The following is an 18,653-nucleotide window of genomic DNA, read 5'->3' as shown; positions in this document are numbered from 1 at the left end:
GGCTTAAGTGGTATAGGTGCCTGGTACCAAAAAACTCTGGGCAAAAGCAGCCCAGAGTTTTTGTTCTTTAGCAAAAGCTCCATTGCGGGGAAGCAGATGCCGTTTCTTTCAGCATGGTTCCATTATTGGCAAAATCCGTATGCCAGGAGAGCGCCTTTTCCAGTACATGTGGAGTTTGGCCTCCTCTTGAGAGAGCCTCTTGGTAGTATTCGCGAAGCTGCTCGCGATAAAGCGGGTGTGCACAATTTTCGATGATCAGTTCCACTCGCTGTCTTGGAGCAAGGCCGCGCAAATCGGCATACCCCTGTTCCGTGACAATGACATCCACATCATGCTCGGTGTGGTCAATATGTGACGCGAACGGCACAATGCTTGAGATCTTGCCGTCTTTGGCGATTGATTTTGTGACAAAGATAGCCAGACGGGCATTTCTCGCAAAGTCGCCTGACCCGCCGATGCCGTTCATCATTTTCGTTCCAAGTACATGTGTGGAGTTGACGTTACCATAGATATCAAGCTCCAGCGCTGTGTTGATCGAAATCAGGCCGAGGCGGCGGATGATTTCAGGGTGGTTTGAAACCTCCTGCGGACGCATGATTAAGCGGTCTCTATACCGGTCAAAATTCGAGAATACCTCATTCATTTTTTCATCAGACAATGTAATCGAACAGCAAGAAGCGAAGTTCACTTTGCCGGCATCCATTAAATCGAATACGGCGTCCTGCAGCACTTCTGAATAAACTTCCAGATTCTCAAACTCTGAATCAAGCATTCCGTGCAGCACGGCATTGGCCACTGAACCGATTCCGGATTGAAGTGGAGCCAGGCTATTTGTCAGCCTGCCTGCTACAATTTCCTTGCGGAGAAACTGAATCAGGTGCTTGGCCATGATGACAGTTTCTTCATCAGGAGGCACGATCGTCGAAGGTGAATCCTGCTGGTTCGTTAACACTATTCCTTTTACTTTATCCAAATCCACCTTGATTCCAGTCGTTCCAATGCGGTCGTCCGCTTTAGTCAGTGGAATCGGATTACGTTCCCCCTGTTTGCCCGGATCATATAAATCATGCAGGCCTTCCAGCTGGGTGGATTGCGCAAGATTGATTTCGATAATAATAGATTTCGCATTTTCCGCAAAAGACAGCGAGTTTCCGATTGATGTAGAAGGAATGATCATTCCATCCTCAGTAACCGAAACCGCTTCCAAAATAGCGAAATCAATAGGATCCATGACATTAGCACGCACAAGCTCGGCTGTATGGGACAAATGCTGGTCCACAAACAAAAAGTCTCCCTGGTTGATTCCTTTTCTCATCGTTGGATCCGCCTGGAATGGAAGCCGTTTCCCCAAAATGCCTGCTTCGGCGAAAAGCTTATCAACATCTGATCCCAGAGAAGCCCCTGTGTAAACATTCACTTTAAAACGTTCATTTTTCGCACGGTCAACTAAAGCAAATGGCACCGCTTTCACATCACCCGCACGTGTAAAGCCGCTTAACCCCAAAGTCATTCCGTCCTGAATCCAGGATGCTGCTTCCTCCGGTGTGACAACCCTGTCGTGCAAACGCGTATCTTTAATCCGGTCTAAACTTTTCTCCATGGTGCTCATCCCCTCTATCATGGTATATATAATTATTTTACCCACCTAAAGAGAGAGGACCTGAGTTTTTGGATTAAATTACGGAAAATTCCGACAAAACAGCAAATTCACAGACTAAAACAGCATGAAGTTTCTAAAAACCAAGCAATTTTCGAAAATAACTGGAATACGACTGGCTGACAGGCACCCGATCGCCATTTTTCATGGCAAGCAAAAAGGTTGAATGGGTGTCAGGAAAAATTTCCTTTATATGATTGACATTCACAATGAACGAGCGATGGCAGCGGATGAAACTGTCCTTCGGGAGCGAATATTCAAAGTCCTGAAGGGAGTATTTATGGGTCCCAGAATTATCTTCTGTATGTACATAAGTCTTCTTATCCTTTGCTTCGAGATAGACGACATCGGAAAAAGGAATCGGGATCCAGCCATCATTCGTTTTCATTGTTACAACAGATTTTCCGTCTGTGAGTGCCGGAAAAATGGCGGTCACACAGCCTTCGAGCTTGCCTTCATGCAAAAACGGCACAGCCATTCCGTGATAAGGAACCCCAAACACATCCCGATCAATAAACTCGGAAACTCTTTGCTGTGTACGCAATGCTTTATGGGCGATGGTTCCTTCTTTCACAATGTCACCCGGCCTGATTTTCAAATCAATTCGTTTGCTGGGCCGGTAATAGATATATTCATTCGTATTGGAAACCGCAATGGAAATCTCATCGGAAAACAGCTCTCCAATAACGTCCAGCAGCGAAACAACTGTAATGCTTTCCACGTTCCTTCAGCACCTTTCATGATGATTGCCTTCTTCTATTTTACAAGTTTTTGCAGAGGGATTCTATGAATGAGTTTTAATAAAAATCTTATCATTCACAAGCTCTCTCCAGCATAGAATAGAGGATTATAACCCATTAGAGACCATATAAGGGTTAGGGGTAAAGGAGGATGCTGGTATGCTAATTCGCCATCAAATGGTGGAGAAAAGAGACGTCCGTTACTGTGATGAAACCTTTAATTTGGAAAAGGCGCTGCAGTTTTTAAATGAAACAGGTTATCGCTGTGTCCCGATTCTGGACAAAACACATACAAAGTTTATCGGCAATATTTACAAGGTTGATATTTTAGAATATAAAGAGAATCATTCGCTGAATGAACCCATTACTGCCCTCGCGACTGACCAGGAGACAGTGATTGGCGAAAATGATTCTTTTATGAAGGCCTTTTTCACGCTGAAAAGATACCCTTATTTGCCTGTTGTTAATAGAAATGAACAGTTTGTCGGCCTGCTGACGCATGCGGCAGTACTCGAGCTGCTGGAGGAAGCATGGGGATTGAACCGCGGCAGCTACACCCTTACAGTGGGGAGCTATGGAACCCAGGGAACGCTGAAAAAGATGACCAGCATCATCAGCAAATACAGCGATATTCAAGGCGTTATCTCACTGGATTCCTCTAATTTCCACGTTAGTCTCATTCGCCGGGTGCTATTCACTTTACCGAAGGATACAACAAAAGCAACCTTGGATAAAATAAAAAAAGAAATGGATCAGAACGGCTTCCGGGTCATCGGAGTCGAATGCCATGATGGGAAATGCTAGGTCAAAAACAAAAAGCCGGTCCAAATGGATCGGCTTTTTCACTTAACGATTATTGCGGTGCACAAACTCCTGGTACCCATATATAATCCAGGCATAAGAAGTGAAAAACAAGAAAATATGTATGGGCTTAAATTTAACCAGCCTATATAAATTAAATCTTTGATATAAATAATTGAGCGGATAGGCAAACAATAAATCCATCACTGCGTTAACCGCGAGGTAGCGTTTAAAGTTTCCAAAGGTAAAATGAAAGATCCACAATGTCCCTATAAAGAAAGGGCCGAGGATAAAAGTGAGGTCATTACCGAGTTTGTGTCTGTTTCCTCCTTCTACCGTCCACCACTTAAAGGGTATGGCCAGAGTGCTCATGGCGAATACCAATATCCCTGCAAAAGCAGAAACCGTAGAAAATTTATTAAAAGATTTTTTAGGCAGAAAGAATATGGTCAGCCAGGGTATGACCAGATGCAAAATCCTAATGGCTGTTGTCACTTTCATAACGAATTCCCCTTTCTGCCATATTATTCTACAAGGGATTTAGAAATATTCGCCATTTTTTCCAAAAATCCTGATGGATTCGTTACACTGCCGAATCCAATCTAAATGTCCCTTCCATTTTCGTCACAATTTCTTTCCCGATTTCAATTGACGCAGTTGCTGCTGGAGACGGTGCATTTAATACATGAATGGAACGTTTGCCCGGGATGATGAAAAAGTCATCTACAAGGGACCCATCGTCCTTCAAAGCTTGGGCTCTCACACCTGCAGGCCCGGGAACAATATCTTCTTTTTGGATTTCCGGCATTAGTTTTTGGACGTTTTTCATAAATAGCTCTTTTGAAGCAGAGCGGATCATTTCATCCATTCCCTCTTTCATATACTTGCCTGCGAGCTTCCAAAAGCCTTTATATGAAATAACTTCCATGAGGTCAGCCAAATTGATGTCCGTCTTTTTGTAGCCTTCCCGTTTAAAGCTTAGGACCGCATTTGGGCCAACATCGATCGATCCATTAATCATTCGTGTAAAATGAACGCCCAGAAATGGAAAATTAGGATTTGGCACAGGGTAAATTAAGTTTTTAACCAGGCTGCTTTTCTCTGGTTTCAGCATATAATACTCGCCTCTGAAAGGAACAATTTTCACATCGGTTTTTAATTGGGCAAGCTTTGCAATGCGATCGGAATGCAGGCCGCCGCAGTTAATATAGTAAGATCCTCTTATTTCGCCCTTCCTCGTTTCAACAATGACTTCCTGCTCCGTTTCATCAATCGATAATACCTTATGGTTGAGCAGAATGTCGCCGCCTTTTTCCTTAATAACCTCAGCCATCTTTTCTGAAACCTGCTTATAATTCACAATACCTGCCATTGGAACATGAATGGCTTTCATTCCATTGACGTGCGGTTCGATTTCATTCAGTTCGCTTTTACCAATCATCCGGATTCCCAAGCCGTTTTCAAGCCCTCGCTGATACAAGTTTTCCAAAAGGGGCAGCTCGAAATCCTCGCTTGCCACAATCACTTTCCCGCAAATATCGACTTCAAGCTCATGATCCCGGCAAAATTTTGTCATCGATTCACTGCCCTTTTTAGCCAGCCTTGCTTTATAGCTTCCAGGCTTATAATAGATACCCGAATGGATGACCCCGCTGTTATGGCCTGTTTGATGGGCTGCGACGTGGCTTTCCTTTTCCAGGATCGCTACTTTAGCTGCCGGAAACCGGTTTAACAGCTCCATCCCTGTTGAAAGGCCGACAATTCCCCCGCCAATAATGATGTAATCATACATGATCGTCCACCCTTTCTTTTTCTTTTATGCTCTTTTCTTTTAAATAGTTACTTTTAAATTCAGCCCGTTGATTTCCGCTGCGGGCACTTGCTTTCCGAGGGGAGGAATGAGAGCCTCCTCGGCTTCGCCTGTGGGGTCTCCCACTTCCCTCACTTCCCACTGGAGTCAAGTGCCCTCCGCTACAATCAACTCAGTTGTTTAAACTTAATTTGCAGTTTAAAAGCAACAAAATTACGAAAACAGCCTTCATTTATTTATGATCTATCCCGCAAGCTTCTGCCAATAATTCGACGATATGGACCACACGCACCCTATCTTCAAGACCCTCTCGTTTGACTCCAAGGCACATTTGCAAATGGCAGCCGGGGTTGGAAGTGACAATCGTATCTGGTGAGACTTTTTGGACATGCTCCATTTTTGCATCGAGGATTTCCATGGATTCTTCATAGTGGACAATATTATAAATTCCGGCCGAACCACAGCACATATCCCCTTTCGGAAGAGGAACATACGTGATTCCTGGTATGGATTCCAATAGCTGCACTGGATCGCCTGATACTTTCTGTACGTTCAATAGATGGCAGGATGGCTGGTATGTCACAACGCCTGCCATTTCTTTTTGAAAATCAAGTCCGAGTTTGTTTAATATTACACTTACATCTTTATTCTTTTGTACAAACACCTTCGCGCGCTCAGCCCATTCCGGCTCATCTGCGAGCAGGTGGTCATATTCAACGAGCATGGCTCCGCACCCGCCGATACTGTTTACGACAAAATCGAAATTTCCTTTTTCAAAAGCAGCGATATTTTCTTTCGCCAGCTTTTTGGAGGTATTTGTATCCCCGCTATGGTTCTGCAGGGCGCCACAGCAGGTTTGCTCTTTTATGACAGTGACTTCGCAGCCTGCATGCTTCAGCAATTTAATGCTAAGGTCATTTATTTTTGCAAAAAACACATCCATAATGCACCCTGTAAAAAAGGCAACACGCGCTTGGGGGTCACGTTCAGGAGTCTGAGTAGTTCTCCTCAGATGTTTATTGGGCATTTCGATTGCCGGGGTTATTTCCTCAAAAGCACGAAGCTGCTCGGGAAGAATGCCAAGCATCCTGCTTTTGCGTGCGAACGTATCGAGTCTTGTTTTTTGATAAGCCCGAAGTGATGCTCTCATTGTCCCCATCAGCTTTTTATTGGGCAATGCTCTTTGCAATGCCCTTTTTTCCATTAATGGCACCCCTGTGGCGGCGGACTTTACTTCCTTAAATGATTCGAGGATTTTTCCGTATTGCACATTGGTTGGACACGCGGTTTCACAAGCACGGCAGCCGAGGCAAAGCTCCATCGATTCTGTAATTTCCTCAATTGATATTTTTCCTTCAGCAACCATTTGCACAAGATTAATCCGCCCGCGGGGGGAATGTCTTTCTTTTCCCATTGTTGCGTAGGTTGGACAGGCCGGGAGACAATAACCGCATTGGACACAATCAAACGTTTCTCTGTATGCGAGCTGACTAGTCATTGACTAACACAAGCTTTTGCCCTTTTTTCTCGGGAAAAATTTTCCCCGGATTCATAATGTTATTGGGATCCCACGCTTTTTTCATTCTTTTCATCATGTCCAACCCTGCTTCCCCAAGCTCCATTTCCATAAATGGCGCCTTCATTGTCCCGATTCCATGCTCCCCTGAGAGCGTTCCTCCCAGTTCAATGGCTACTGTAAAAATCTCCTCAACCGCTTTTTCTACACGCTTCATCTCTTCTTTATCCTGTTTATCTGTAATAATATTCGGATGCAGATTTCCGTCACCCGCATGGCCGAAAACAACTAGATCTATTTCATACTTTGCTTTAATTTCCTGCAAACGCCGGAACATTTCTGGTATCTTGCTTCTTGGAATGGTGGCATCCTCTGAAATTTTGGTCGGCTTTTTCCTGACGATCGCAGGGGAAACGAGCTTTCTTGCTTTCCAGAGCCTTTCAGCAGACTCCTCATCCCTGGCAATGATCGCTTCTCTTGCCCCCACTCCGAGACAAACCTGTTTGACCTGCTCACTTTCGTCCCTGATGGCAATCGGATGGCCATCAAGCTCAATAAGGATAATCGCATCCACATCTACCGGCAGCCCGATCGGCTGAAATTCTTCAACTGCCCGAATCGAAGACTGATCCATGATTTCCATTTTGGAAGGAAGAATGCCAGACGTAAGTACAGCTGATATAGCTTTTCCTGCATCAATAATATCATCAAATATGACCATCATCGTCTGGGTTGCCTGCGGCCTTGGGATAAGCTGAAGAGTAGCTTCTGTTATAATGCCTAAAGTCCCTTCCGATCCAACAATCAATTTTGTTAAGTCATAGCCCGTGACGTTTTTGACCGTCCGTCCGCCTGTCCGGATGATTTCCCCTTCTGGCGTTACAATCTCCAGCCCCAATACATAATCCTTTGTCACCCCATACTTTAAGCCGCGCGGGCCTCCAGCATTCTCTGCCAGGTTCCCCCCGATTGTTGAAACATGGGAGCTGCTAGGGTCAGGCGGATACATAAGTCCGTGCTGTTTGGCTTCACGGTCAATATCTGCGGTTATGACCCCTGGTGATACAATTGCCACCGTATCCTCCGGGTCGATCACCAATGTCTGGGTCCATCTCGAAAAGTCCAAAACAATTCCTCCATGGACAGGGAGCGGTCCTCCGCTTAAGCTCGTTCCTCTTCCTCTTGGATAAACCGGAATTTTCATTTCATTCGCAAGCTTCACAGCGCCCGCTACTTCCTCCGTTGAGATGGGCTGCAAAATGATCTCAGGAAGATAAGCACCAAAAGACCCATCATATGAATAAGAAACCAAATCTGCTTTTTCCATGAGAATTCGCTTCTCTGATCCCATTATGCTTTTAAGCCGGTCAACAACCTGTTCCGTGATCACATCGGCACCTTCTTTCCTTCCTCTTCGTTTGCTTTCAATTTCTTTCTGACATTTTCGAGATGAATCTTCATAGCATCTGCAGCCGTTGTTTCATCCCGTTCTTTGATGGCTGAGAAAATACTTATATGTTCCTGAAAAACCTGTTCACGCTTCTCCGGCAGTCCTACGTTTTTCTGAAGTGAAAAAGCAATTGCTTTTCGGTATAAATCATCTATGTTTTCCATTACTTGTATCATGAATCTGTTTTTTGTGGCACCTATCAGATGTTTGTGAAAATTAACGTCAGCCTGGTCGCCTACTGCTTCCGGGTTCGTCAGCGTAATCTCGAATTGATCGAGCGCCTGTTTCATTTTTTCCAAATCGGCCTCATCACGACGTAAGGCAGCAATAGCTGCTGCCTGTGTCTCCATAATGATCCGCATTTCCAGAAGCTCAAAAACCTGCTCCACCGGAATTAATTCAATCGCTAAAGAACCAAGCATTTCTGCCATATTGACCTCTTTGACAAAGCTGCGGCCGCCTTGCCTGGATTCAATAATTCCGCTGGCAGATAGAACACTCAATGCTTCTCGAACAGGCGCACGGCTGACGCCAAACAGTTTTGCGAGTTCATTTTCAGATGGCATAGGCTCGTTTTGCGGGAATTTGCCATCCTTAATCATATCTTTTAACTGATCCAACACTTGGGCCGAGATTTTTTTTCGTTCGATTTTCATTGGCTGGTAAGCTCCTTATACAGTGATTTCTACTGAACTGCTTTTCTTCACTCTTATTATATGGAAAAGAATCGCAAACACACAAAGCCCAAGCCCTGCAATATCTGTCATCAAGCCCGGTTTAATTAGCATTAAAGCTCCTGCGAACATAAGAACTCTTTCAACAATTGTGAGTTTTGCGTTCAAATAGTTTCCTAGTGCACTGGCAAGAGCATAGATTCCAAGTGTGCTCGTGATTAAAACAAGAGCGACAGAAACAACAGATAAGGTTTCCCCTTCAGCAGGCTGAAGCAGAATATTTGGGTTATACGCAATCATAAATGGGATAATAAAGCCCGGAAGTGAGATTCTAAGAGCTTCCCATGATGTTTTCATTGCATTAGCACCGGCCAGCCCGGCTGCAGTATAGGATGCCAAGGCTACCGGAGGTGTTATATTGGATAATGCCCCAAACCAGAATACAAAGAAGTGTGCAGCAATCGGATTCACTCCAGCTTCAACAAGGGCTGGCGCAGCTGTAACAGCAACCACGATGTAAAGGGCTGTTGATGGAAGGCCCATACTCAGGACAATACAAGTGATCATGACAACGATCAAAATAAGCCAGAGATTTCCGCCTGTTAGTTCAACAATATTATAGGCTAGTGTGGAACCAATGCCGGTCATTGTCACGACACAAATGATGATTCCAATGGCGGCACAGGCAATCCCTACTTGAATGGTCCCTTTTCCGCCTTCTACAAAGGCTTCAATGGCTTTAGAAAAAGTAATTCTTGAAGATTTATCTTTTGCAAGCCAGCTGGCGATAATAACAGATCCGATTCCCGCAAACCCGGCAAATAGAGCTGTTTTCCCCATCAATAAGGTTGTAATGACAACGATAATCGGGATAAGCAAAACGCCGCGTTCCTTCAGGATTTGTACGACATTCGGTATGTTCTCCTTGCTGATTCCCTTTAAGCCCTGTTTTTTCGCTTCAATATCAATCGCAAAAATAAGCGCGATATAATAGAGGAAACTTGGAATAATAGCTGCCAGGATAACGGTCGTATACGAGATTCCCAGAAAACCGGCCATGATAAAGGCAGCAGCACCCATGATCGGCGGCATAATCATACCGCCAGTAGAGGCAGCCGCTTCTACTGCACCGGCAAACTTCGGCTTCAGCCCAATGGATTTCATCAACGGAATCGTGAAGGCACCAGTTGTCGCTACATTGGCTACCGCACTTCCGCTCAATGAACCTGTCAGTGCACTTGATAAAACTGCAACCTGTGCAGGGCCTCCGCGTTTTTTCCCTGCAATGGCCAATGCCAAATCATTAAATAACTGTGTTGCACCGCTGACCGACAGGAAGGCTCCAAATAGAACGAACATAACGATGAAGGTGGAGGCTGTTGAGAGTGTGAGCCCCAAAACCCCTTCTGTTGTCATATAAAGACGATATAATAGGCGCTCCAATGAAAAGCCGGCATGTCCGAAAATCCATGGAAAATAGGTTCCGAATAAGGCATATACGATCGCTCCGCCGCAAAGAATCGGAATGAAAATCCCCACTGCCCGTCTTGATGCTTCCAATAACACAATAATCGTGATAGCGCCAAATACGTAGTCGATCATAATTGGCTGTGAACCTCTGTCCACGTGAATGGCTGTATAATTCAAAAGCAGATAGCCGAGACCTGCAACCGAAAGAGCTGCAAATAGATAGTCAGGTACTGTAAACCTTTTTTGATTTGAAGACTTTCCTGCAGGATACAGGAAAAAAGTCATGACCAGCAGGAAACCTAGAAAGATTAGATTTCTATAAATCTCTTGAATATTGGATAATCCATTGGAATAGATCGCAAAAATAGAAAACATGACAGCGATAACGGCAGCTGCTTTTTTATACGGCCCCTCCAGCAAGCGCATGCCGCCGCCTGCTTCCTTATCCAAGTCAGTTGGTTTCATTGCTTGTTCACTAGTTGGTTTTGTCATATTGTGCCCTCCTTTATTTCGCTTCCGGCGGTATTAGGTTTTCCGGTATATCAAGCCCGGCTTCTTTAAAATACTTATACGCTCCTGCATGCAATGGAACCGATACTCCATCCAATGCTGTTTCCAATGTCATTTCTTTGGCTGAGCTGTGCACTTCATACATTTCATCAAGGTTTTCATAAAGTGTTTTTGTAAGAATATAGATGGTTTCTTCATCCATTTCCTTCGTAGTCGATAATAGGTTCGGCTGAGCAATTGTATTGATATCTGTCTCAACCCGCGGGTACGTCCCTGCTGGAATCACAAAGCGGTACCAGGTGTCCGAAACAGCATTGATGGCATCCAATTGATCATCTGTCACTTCTAAAACTGATGCTTTAACATTACTCGCATACATATCTGTTACAGCTGAAATCGGAATGCCGGCAGGAAGCGATCCTCCATCCAATCTCCCATCTCTCATAGCTGAAACCGTATCACTATAGCCGAGATATTCTGGCGAAATATCTTTTTTCGTTAGTCCAAGGCCTTCCATCATAACGACAGTCGATTGTTCCGTACCGCTTGCCTGTGGTCCTACAGAAAAGCCTGTTCCTTTAATATCATCAATCGTTCCTGTTTTCACTTTGTCATTCATTAGGACAAAATGCTCCACGTTCGGCCAGAGCATTGAAATCGTGCGAAGATCCTCATAACGTTTTCCTTCAAACGAGCCATTTCCGGCATACGCTTGGGAAGAAATCAATCCTTGTAAAATAGCTAACTGTGCTTCCCCTTCACGAAGGAGCTCAATGTTTTCAATGGAACCGGCAGATGACTGACCGCTCGCTTGGATTTTCTCGCCCTTTAGGTGACTGCTCCATACATTGGCCATTCCGACTCCAATTGGATAATATGTACCTCCAGTTGATGCCGTAGCGACTGAAACAAATTTTTTGTCTTTGTTTTCAGCAGCAGTCTGCACGCCAACAATCGTGATAAACACGAGTGTGAAAATGGATATAACAATCTTCCACTTTTTTTGAATCATATATTTCCACCCCTTTGGTAAAATGTAAGCGCTTTTTATAACTTGTATTACAAGTATACAAGAATACGCAATTATAATTCAATGAAAATTCTAATTTTTTGTTTTATTATGTAAAATCAGATGCTAAATTCCTTGGTATATCGGGCTTTTTCAACATTAAATAGTACATATTACCTATTTTACTTAGTAGAGTCTTCTAAATAAGAACCAGGGTATTGAACAAAAAAAAGGCCAGTTTCCTAAATTAAGAAAATGGCCTTTTACTTATAGTAGCTTCCCCATATAATACTCATCGACAAACTCGCCGTTTATTAGCAATGAGTGTTTTTTAGTACCTTCGATTCCAAATCCGGCTTTTTTGTACAGTGCCACTCCCGCTTTGTTTTTTATAACCGTTTTGAGCTCAAGCCGGTGGATGCTGTGCTCCCCGGCCCATGCTTCCAATTCCTCAAAAAGCTTGGTGCCAATTCCCTGGCCCCTATGCCCGCGGTCTATCCCAACAACCAAATAGGCAGAGTGTTTGTTTCTCCTGGCAGTGCCGCCAATGGCCATTAAAAATCCGACCAATTGGCTGTCATTCTCCGCCACAATGATGGTTGAATTGTCTTCTTTCTCAATCGCTTCGATTCTCTTTCTTTGTGCTTCCGGTGTGGTCTGTCTTTCGCCAGGTTCGAAAAGCATGTATTCTGCCTCGTTTTCTACCTGTGTAATCAAGTTAGCCAGGGCTTCGGCATCGGATGGTTTTATGTGCCGGATCATTGGATAGTCCCCCCTTTATTTGACTATTAAACTAGTATCCTTTTTTTTGTTATTCGACAAAATTCGTACGAAAACATTATTTGAAAGACACAAGTCACGTTTTTTCGCATTTGCAGAGAAGTAATTCATTGCAGTAAATGGTACCATTACCTCTCAACCGTCCGAGCCAATATCGCACCAGCAACGAGTCCCCAGACGGGTGCGCTGATGTGGAGGAAGGAGATGCCGGATAGGGTGACGATGAAGGCGGCGAGTGCGCTTAGGCGGTAGCGGTTGCCGGAGAAGCCCATTTGCAGGCTTGAGTGTAAAACGCCAATCAGCGCGAAACCGGCTAAGAGGGAGACAAATGCCTGTGGGAGCGATTGGATAAAGGGCACGATTTTCCACGCAAAGATTCCAAATACGATAGTGATGACACCCGATACGACTGCACCCATATACCTTTTCTCCCTTGGCCCCGAATCCGGCCCGGCACAAATAGCGCTCATCATTCCAGCGATGTTAGCACACTGTCCGCCAAAGAAACTCGTAATCACAGAAAAGACGCCGCTCGAAGATACAATTTTTCGAATGGGCGGCTCGAAGTTAGAGCTTTCCAGTGCTCCTATTCCCGGTGCAGCGTCATTGCTTAAAATCAGCATGGCCAGCGGAAGTGCAATCGTCACGAGACCCATCCAGGTGAATTCCGGTACCTGCAGTGACGGCAGAAAATAGGTAATTTCTTTGGCAGGGTTCAGGTCCGCTGTAAAAAACAAAACCACAAAGGCTGCAACAACAGCTGCCAGTACCGGCGGAAATTTCTTAACATACCTTGTAAAAAGAAGAAAACTGATTAAAGCGGCCCCTCCCACCAGAGGCATGTCTTGGATCGCCGGAACGAGCTGCACCACATAGCCGGCCACAAGCCCTCCCAGCATCGATGCGATGACTTCTTTCGGCACCCACCCAATAATTTTTGTAAAAAGCCCGGTGATGCCGACCAGAAAAATAAGCAATCCCGACATCACATAACCGCCAATCAGCTCGGGATACGTATACTGAGCAGTGACTGTCGCCAAAAAAGCGGCACCTGTTATCGAATGTCCGCCCGTAATCGGAATCCTGTAAAGCAGCGGCATAAGGATACTGTAAACGCCCCCGAAAAAATAAACTGCAAACATCCAGTTGATGGTTTGCTGATCGGTAAATCCCCCGGCAGCCGCGGCCTGTAAAATAATAAGCGCCGGGCCTGTCATCACCAGCGTGCTTGCAATAATTCCCGATGATATATTTTCACCCGTCAAATCCCGGATCACTGAATATTTATGTAATTTTTCGTTTGAGCTGTATTCGCTGTGCCTTTCCTCTGGCAAACCCATGTCCCCTGCCCCCGACTTTCCATTATTTTAATTACTATCATGATTTTAAACACAAAAATTGTCAAACTATTTCGCATAAGGGAGCATTTTTAAAATAAAAAGCTCTGTTAATCAATAATGTTTATATTTCAAACATAAAAAAGACCATCACATTTCGATGGTCTTCTTAAACTAATCCACCAGTTAGAATAAGGACTTCAGAAATAACCTTTCCTAGTCATCACCCCTGTTAGCTTAACCTTGATAAGGTGTAAGCTAATTCTTTACCTTGCAGCTCTGAAGAAAGGGTGTAATGATAAATTTATCAAGATTGATGCTCCAAAATCAAATGCTCCAGAATCTTAGGAAGCTGTTCAAAGGCAAATGGTACATGCAGCCGCTCTGTTTTTTGATGAGCATCCCTTCCTATCGGCCCAACATTGATAACAGGTGCTTTGAATTGGGACATTTCATCAAAAGGAATGGAATACAGCTCCTGTCCTCCAGGAAGGTTTGAATTATATCTTTCCATTTCAGATAAGTCTCCCTGTAATCCTGCATAGCTTAAATCTGAGATACCGTTAAAATAGTCAACTGCATGAAGATCCTTACCAAACTCTTCTTTTGTAAAGCGAACGAGAGTATGTGACAGAGACTGGATATCCTTATGTTCTGCCGTATTAATGGCCGGATAGTACGGCGGTGCATAGAACAAGACGATCATTGGCCCTAGTTCCTGGCAAAGCATGGACATTTGGTCTGCAATTTGAATGGTTTGTTCACGAATGTCGCCTTGTGTATCTCTGGCAATGGACCGTTCCAGAATGGTGATGTAATCTTCACTTGTCTTCTTAACAGCAAAGTCCCTTAATTGCTCATAGAAGAATACGCGGATAGCTGGTACTTCTTTAATTTCCAGGTTAAATGAACGGTACCTTTCTACAATAAAACTTTCCATTTTCTTCGCTGCGATTTCAGCTGCCCGCTTCATTTCCTCCATCACATCAGCAGCCGTTTTCTTCATTAATAATAGATTATATAAGCTGACAGAACGGTGTGGAATTTGAGTAGAATATTCTTTTTTCAAGTCTTTTTGAAGCAGGAGAGTCGGCGGCGGACTGATCTTGCCATTCACAGTTTCGCAAAACATTTTATTCCATTCAATTTCCTGTGTTAGAACGGATGACATCCACCCGGCATTGATACCGGAGAACGGCTCGCCCACATGTGTTTCCCGGCCAAAGCAAAGTGCTCCGGGCATAATTTTCCCGATTGATCCCGTGTAAAAATAACATTTCTCATCTTGAGGAACTTGGGAAAACATCGGCTCTGAATTGAGGAATAGAGTGTAAGTTAAATCATATTCTTTCGAAATATCCAGAAGCTTCGGAATCACTTCCCGCATTCCCCTTGAATTCACCTCTTCATCAGGAACAGTCAGCAAAAGCAAATTGATTTTCCAATCTTCACTAGAAGCCTTCTCGATAATCGACATATGCTGAACGAGCCCGCATTTCATATCCATCGTCCCTCTTCCAAACAGCCATTCTCCTGTTTCAAGATCTGCCCTTACATCAGCAGGAAGACGGTCAGCACGTTCCTTCAGTGCCCTGGTTAACTCTTCCGGATAAAAGGCAAGATGCTTTAAATCACCATAATCATCAATATCTACGACATCAAAGTGGCTGATCATTACAACCGTTTTCTCAGCCTCGTCATGCCTATACAGAGCAGTCAGAACAAACCTGCCATCTGCCATCGGATGATTAATAATTTGTGAGGGATGTTTTTTAAAATAAGGAATATCCCTTAACAACTGCTCCACCCTTAGCGGAAAATGCTTTTCCCCTTCAGTTAATGTAACACTTGGAATAGATACAAGATCGCATAAAGTGGACTTTAATTGCTCTGGTGACTGAAATGAATATTTATGTTTCATACAAAAGACTCCTTTGCCTTGTAATGATGAATAAAACGTTCAAGCCTGTTCAATCCTTCCTTGAGGATTTCCATGGAGTAAGCGTAAGAAATTCGTATATAGCCTTCCCCATACGGTGTAAAGGCACTGCCGGGAACAACGGCCACCCCTCCTTCGTGGAGGAGCCTGGTTGCAAAGATGTACGAATCCGAAAAACCATCAGGTATCTTCGGAAAAATATAGAAACTTCCTTGGGGCTTTTCCGTCTCCATCCCCATCCGATGAAGCCTTTCATATACATAGTCCCGCCTTTTTACATAAGCCTCATTCATCCACTCAGGATCATTGCGTCCAAATTTCAACGCCTGGATGGCTGCATACTGGCTCGTAATGGGGGCACAAACCACATTATACAAATGCACTTTTACCATCTGCTCAGTTATGGATGCAGGTGCAAGTGTATAGCCAATCCTCCAGCCAGTCATGGAGTGGGACTTGGAGAGCCCATTAATCAAAATGGTCCTTTCTTTCATACCATCTAATGCGGCAAACGAAACATGCCGGCTCCCGAATGTATTTTCACTGTATATTTCATCAGAAATAACATATAAATCCTGTGCCTTTAGCCATTCTGCTAGAGGTTCCATCTCCTCTTTTGTCAGTATAACTCCCGTTGGATTGGATGGATAGTTAAATAAAATCGCTTTCGTTTTATTGGTAACGGACTGCTTCAATAATTCAAGGTCCGGTTTAAATCCATTTGCCGAGGTATCCACCAAGACAGGCTTCGCTCCGCAGAGTACAATCAATGGAATATACCCGGGATAGGCAGGAGCTAATACAACTACCTCATCCCCTTCCTCCAAAATGGTGCGGAAGGCGGCATCTAATGCTTCACTGGCGCCAATAGTAATGATGATTTCGTCCTCTGCGTGATAGAAAAGGCCATACTTCTCTTCAAAGAAAGATTGCACTTCTTTTCTTAGGCTTAACAACCCTGCATTATGGGAGTAACTTGTATAATCCGCATAAAGGGACGATATCGCTGCTTCTTTAATATGTGCTGGCGTCGGAAAGTCCGGCTGTCCAATAGTAAGGTTCACCGCACCTGGAAAATGGACCAGCTGGTTAGAAAATTTTCTTATTCCTGGGGTTTCAAGACCCAGAACACGTGCGTTCATTGACAGTGCCATGTTCATCAACCTTTCATCAACATGCTATTTCTGGAAAAACTCCGGCAGCCATATAGACAATGCAGGGACATAGGTAATCACTAGCAAAGAAATAATCATCGACAATAAGAACGGTAGGATGGCCATCGAGATCTTTTCAATCTTCACACCGCTCACACTCGAAGCGACAAATAAATTAACACCGAGTGGCGGAGTGATAAAGCCGATGGCCAGGTTTGCCACCAGGATGACGCCAAAATGAATCGGATCTACACCAACTGCAGTCACAATCGGCAAAAGAATTGGCGTTAAGACAACCAAAGCAGAAATCGTATCTATAAACATCCCAACGATTAGCAAGAGCAAATTAATTACAAGCAGGATCACGAATGGATTGGTTGATAGATTCGTAATAAAATCTGCAATACTTGCAGGTATTTGCTCAAGAGTCATAATATAAGCGAATGATATAGACAGACCGATAATGATCATTGTTGTCGCATTAATGACGACAGCTTCCCTGAAACTGTCGTATAAATCCTTCATAGATAATTCTTTATGAACAAACACACCGATAATAATGGCATACACAACGGCTACTACTGCAGCTTCGGTTGGCGAGAAGATGCCTCCATAAATTCCGCCGAGGATAATGACCGGTATGAGCAATGCCCATTTTGCATCATATAATGCTTTTAATAGTTCTTTTGTAGAATAATTGATTCTCTTTTCCGGCTTGTAATCACGCTTTTTAGATATGAGAAACGAGACAATCATCAAGCCCGCCCCAAGGATGATTCCCGGAAGAATCCCCGCCAGGAACATGCTACCAACAGATACTCCCCCAATGACACCATAGAGGACAAAAGGAATACTTGGCGGAATAATGACACCAATTGAACCGGAGGCAGCAGCCACTGCAGCAGAAAACCCTTCCCCATAGTTTTTTTCCCGCATGGAAGGAATCATGAAGGAACCAATCGCTGCCACAGTCGCAGGACCGGAACCCGAAATGGCAGCAAAGAACATGCATGAGACCACGGTCACTAAGGCGAGTCCGCCAATCATCCATCCAACAAGTATCGTGGCGAGGTTTAACAGCCGTTTGGAAACTCCGCCTTTTCCCATTAGTATTCCTGCAAGCATAAAGAACGGAATGGCCAATAACGGGAAGGAATCTAGTGAGGTAAAGGCTTTCTGAGTCATAATCGTCAGCGGCAAAGTGGTTGTAAAGTAAATCGTCAAAAGTGCAGAAGCACCCAGTGCGATGGCAATTGGAACACCGATTAATAAGAAGACGATTAGTGAAATAAACAGAATGGCAACTGTCAAACTGCTTCTCCTCCTTCACTTCTGACAGGCGTTTTCCATATAAACCAAAGCTGCTGAAGAAGGCGGATTGACATTCCAGCACCGCCCAAAGGAATAGCCAGGAATGGAATCCACATCGGCAGCTGCATCGCTGGGGTCGTTTGTCCATTCTTCAAACTACTAAAGACGAGCTGTGTGCCCAATACAGCAAGGAATAAGGCGAGAATAAACCATACGAGAATCGATAGGGTATCAAGCACTTTTTTAAAAGAATCCGAGAATAAATTTCTAAATGCCTCTACGCGAATATGTGCACGGAGCCTTACCGCATAACTTGCTCCAATCCAAACCTGCCAAATATGTATATAGCGGGCAAGCTCTTCTGTCCAGCTGGGCGCAGAATCAAATACATATCGTCCCACCACCTGGGCAAAAATGAGGATGACCATCCCAGCCAAAGTGAGAACCAGAAAAACTTCTTCCAGATATTTATCTAATCGTTTCATAGCATTCTCC

The 18,653-nt window shown here is 44.2% G+C and carries 16 protein-coding genes; 1 reads left to right on the top strand and 15 read right to left on the bottom strand.

Annotation, left to right across the window (positions count from 1 at the left end; genetic code table 11):
* Positions 1-67 precede the first annotated feature (67 nt).
* The gene (locus tag IQ19_RS09015; RefSeq protein ID WP_144542099.1) at positions 68-1,600 is read right to left on the bottom strand and encodes an acetyl-CoA hydrolase/transferase family protein; all 1,533 of its coding nucleotides are present in this window, start codon (positions 1,598-1,600) and stop codon (positions 68-70) included.
* Positions 1,601-1,733: 133 nt separating this feature from the next.
* Positions 1,734-2,378 carry a LytTR family DNA-binding domain-containing protein gene (locus tag IQ19_RS09010; protein ID WP_144542098.1) on the bottom strand — a complete coding sequence of 215 codons (645 nt, stop codon included), beginning with the start codon at positions 2,376-2,378 and terminating at the stop codon, positions 1,734-1,736.
* Between the two features lie 178 nt (positions 2,379-2,556).
* Between IQ19_RS09010 and cbpA the strand changes: the two genes are divergently transcribed.
* The gene (gene cbpA / locus IQ19_RS09005; RefSeq protein ID WP_144542097.1) at positions 2,557-3,201 is read left to right on the top strand and encodes a cyclic di-AMP binding protein CbpA; all 645 of its coding nucleotides are present in this window, start codon (positions 2,557-2,559) and stop codon (positions 3,199-3,201) included.
* Between the two features lie 42 nt (positions 3,202-3,243).
* Here the strand turns inward: cbpA and IQ19_RS09000 are convergent, their stop codons facing one another.
* The 13 genes from IQ19_RS09000 to IQ19_RS08940 form a co-directional block, all read right to left on the bottom strand.
* The gene (locus tag IQ19_RS09000) at positions 3,244-3,699 is read right to left on the bottom strand and encodes a hypothetical protein (RefSeq protein ID WP_144542096.1); all 456 of its coding nucleotides are present in this window, start codon (positions 3,697-3,699) and stop codon (positions 3,244-3,246) included.
* 82 nt (positions 3,700-3,781) lie between these two features.
* Positions 3,782-4,990 carry an L-2-hydroxyglutarate oxidase gene (gene lhgO / locus IQ19_RS08995; RefSeq protein WP_144542095.1) on the bottom strand — a complete coding sequence of 403 codons (1,209 nt, stop codon included), beginning with the start codon at positions 4,988-4,990 and terminating at the stop codon, positions 3,782-3,784.
* A 250-nt stretch (positions 4,991-5,240) separates the two neighbouring features.
* Positions 5,241-6,506 carry a (Fe-S)-binding protein gene (locus tag IQ19_RS08990; protein WP_144542094.1) on the bottom strand — a complete coding sequence of 422 codons (1,266 nt, stop codon included), beginning with the start codon at positions 6,504-6,506 and terminating at the stop codon, positions 5,241-5,243.
* Positions 6,499-7,914 carry an FAD-binding oxidoreductase gene (locus IQ19_RS08985; RefSeq protein ID WP_144542093.1) on the bottom strand — a complete coding sequence of 472 codons (1,416 nt, stop codon included), beginning with the start codon at positions 7,912-7,914 and terminating at the stop codon, positions 6,499-6,501. Before IQ19_RS08985 ends, IQ19_RS08990 begins: the two co-directional genes overlap by 8 nt.
* Positions 7,911-8,630: a FadR/GntR family transcriptional regulator gene (locus tag IQ19_RS08980; RefSeq protein ID WP_144542092.1), complete on the bottom strand. Its 720-nt coding sequence runs from the start codon at positions 8,628-8,630 to the stop codon at positions 7,911-7,913. The genes IQ19_RS08985 and IQ19_RS08980 overlap by 4 nt, the downstream gene beginning before the upstream one ends.
* Before the next feature lie 15 nt (positions 8,631-8,645).
* Complete coding sequence (locus IQ19_RS08975) at positions 8,646-10,610, bottom strand: TRAP transporter permease (RefSeq protein ID WP_144542091.1); 1,965 nt, start codon at positions 10,608-10,610, stop codon at positions 8,646-8,648.
* Positions 10,611-10,623: 13 nt separating this feature from the next.
* Positions 10,624-11,640 (bottom strand): TAXI family TRAP transporter solute-binding subunit, encoded by a 1,017-nt coding sequence (locus IQ19_RS08970; protein WP_144542090.1) that lies wholly within the window; start codon positions 11,638-11,640, stop codon positions 10,624-10,626.
* A 264-nt stretch (positions 11,641-11,904) separates the two neighbouring features.
* Positions 11,905-12,399, bottom strand: a complete 495-nt coding sequence (locus tag IQ19_RS08965; protein WP_144542089.1) for a GNAT family N-acetyltransferase — start codon at positions 12,397-12,399, stop codon at positions 11,905-11,907.
* Positions 12,400-12,545: 146 nt separating this feature from the next.
* Complete coding sequence (locus IQ19_RS08960) at positions 12,546-13,757, bottom strand: benzoate/H(+) symporter BenE family transporter (RefSeq protein ID WP_144542088.1); 1,212 nt, start codon at positions 13,755-13,757, stop codon at positions 12,546-12,548.
* A 304-nt stretch (positions 13,758-14,061) separates the two neighbouring features.
* Positions 14,062-15,675 (bottom strand): M20/M25/M40 family metallo-hydrolase, encoded by a 1,614-nt coding sequence (locus IQ19_RS08955; RefSeq protein ID WP_144542087.1) that lies wholly within the window; start codon positions 15,673-15,675, stop codon positions 14,062-14,064.
* The gene (locus tag IQ19_RS08950) at positions 15,672-16,847 is read right to left on the bottom strand and encodes an aminotransferase class I/II-fold pyridoxal phosphate-dependent enzyme (RefSeq protein ID WP_144542086.1); all 1,176 of its coding nucleotides are present in this window, start codon (positions 16,845-16,847) and stop codon (positions 15,672-15,674) included. Before IQ19_RS08950 ends, IQ19_RS08955 begins: the two co-directional genes overlap by 4 nt.
* A gap of 24 nt (positions 16,848-16,871) precedes the next feature.
* A complete protein-coding gene (locus IQ19_RS08945; protein ID WP_144542085.1) occupies positions 16,872-18,158 on the bottom strand; it encodes a TRAP transporter large permease in 1,287 nt (428 codons plus the stop codon).
* On the bottom strand, positions 18,155-18,643 hold the full coding sequence (locus IQ19_RS08940; RefSeq protein WP_144542084.1) for a TRAP transporter small permease: 489 nt from the start codon (positions 18,641-18,643) through the stop codon (positions 18,155-18,157). The genes IQ19_RS08945 and IQ19_RS08940 overlap by 4 nt, the downstream gene beginning before the upstream one ends.
* Between the last annotated feature and the right edge of the window lie 10 nt (positions 18,644-18,653).

Origin of the sequence: Cytobacillus oceanisediminis (assembly GCF_007830235.1) — a bacterium.
Lineage (GTDB): Bacteria > Bacillota > Bacilli > Bacillales > Cytobacillaceae > Cytobacillus > Cytobacillus oceanisediminis.
Note: the sequence above shows the minus strand (reverse complement) of the source record. Positions and strands in the feature narration are given on the sequence as shown.